The organism is Streptomyces durbertensis (genome assembly GCF_014156695.1).
GTDB classification, from domain to species: domain Bacteria; phylum Actinomycetota; class Actinomycetes; order Streptomycetales; family Streptomycetaceae; genus Streptomyces; species Streptomyces durbertensis.
Map to the genome: position 1 here is coordinate 1 of NZ_WMLF01000754.1, position 1,386 is coordinate 1,386.

At 76.0% G+C, this 1,386-nt stretch carries 1 pseudogene; it reads left to right on the forward strand.

What is annotated here, in order from left to right:
• Positions 1-991: pseudogene (locus GL263_RS26550) on the forward strand (hypothetical protein); the annotation flags it as partial.
• Between the last annotated feature and the right edge of the window lie 395 nt (positions 992-1,386).

Sequence of the window (1,386 nt, forward strand, 5' to 3'; positions counted from 1 at the left end):
GCTGGCGGGGCTCTCGGCGGTGGCGGCGGGGGCGGCCTTCGGCTGCGCGCGGCTGCTGGCGCCCGACCCGGCGCGCCGCCCGACACGGCTGGCGCGTCCGACCGGCCGGACCCGTTCGGCCGCGGCTGCCCGTGGTGGGTGGCGGCTGCTGCCGCCGTCGCCGCTGGGAGCGGTGGTGGGCCGGGAACTGCGGCAGTGGTGGCGGGACCCGTGGCGTTCGCTGGAACTCCAGTGCGCGGTGTGGACGGTGGTCTTCATCGGGCTGATCGGTGTGGTCAGCGGCGTTCCGGTGCTGTTGCCGTTCGGCGGTGCGCTGCTCGGTCTGTTCACCGGGCTGGTGGCGTGCAACCTGCTGGGGCAGGACGGTACGGCGCTGTGGCTGACGGTCGTCGGCGCGGGGCCCGGGACCGTGCGCGACGACGTGCGGGGCCGGCAGATCGCGCTCCTGCTGATGTTCGCGCCGGCCGCCGTGGCGCTGACCGTCGTGATGACGGTGGTGTCCGGCGAGCACTGGACGTGGCCGGTGGTGGCGACGCTGCTGCCGGCGCTGCTGGGCGCGGGCGTCGGGATGGCGGTGCTGCTGTCGGTGGTCGCCGGGACGCCGGGCGTCGACCCGAAGTACCGGGTCGGGCCGAACGACGCGGGCGACGTCTCCTACCAGCTCTGGATCTCGATCTACGGCACGTTGCTGGCGGCGCTGCCCGCTGTGCTGCTCGCCGCGGCGCTGGTGCCGGGGCTGCTCGCGGGTACGGTCGGCGCGGCGGCGTGGCTTGCGGTGCCGTTCGGTGTGGCGAACGGCGGCACGGCGGCCTGGCTGTTGGGCCGGGTGGCGCATCGGAGGCTGGCCGCGAGGCTGCCGGAGACGTTTGTCCGGTTGCGTTACGGACGGGCGGTCGCCGCCGAGCAGCAGCCGGCGGGCGACGGCTGGCTGGACCGGATGGAACGGGGCGCGATAGCCGGCAACCAGGAACGGCGGCCGGTGGGCAGCTGAGCACTGCCGCACTGCCGCACTGCCGCACCGCCGCACCGTCCAAGCGGTGTGCGGGGCGGGGACGTCCGGGTGAGCCGGCCGGGCCGTGGGCGCCGGGTGGGCCACGTCCGACAAGCGGGGCCGGTGAGATCAGGTGAGCGGTGCCCACCGTCAACGCGCGAGGTGGGCACCGCGACCGTCACAGACGCTTCGGGCCCGCTAGCCTCGGCCCGGACCCGCGCTGCTCGTGGGCGGCACCGGCGTCAGCCGCAACCGCCGCCGCACTGGCAGGAGCCGCCCGACTGGCAGCCGCAGCTGCAGCCGGAGCCGCAGCTGCAGGAGGCCGGCAGCGGCGGGAGGACGGGAGTAGGTGTGCGTGGCGCGTCGGCCATGGCAACCCTCCTGGGTGGGTTGGG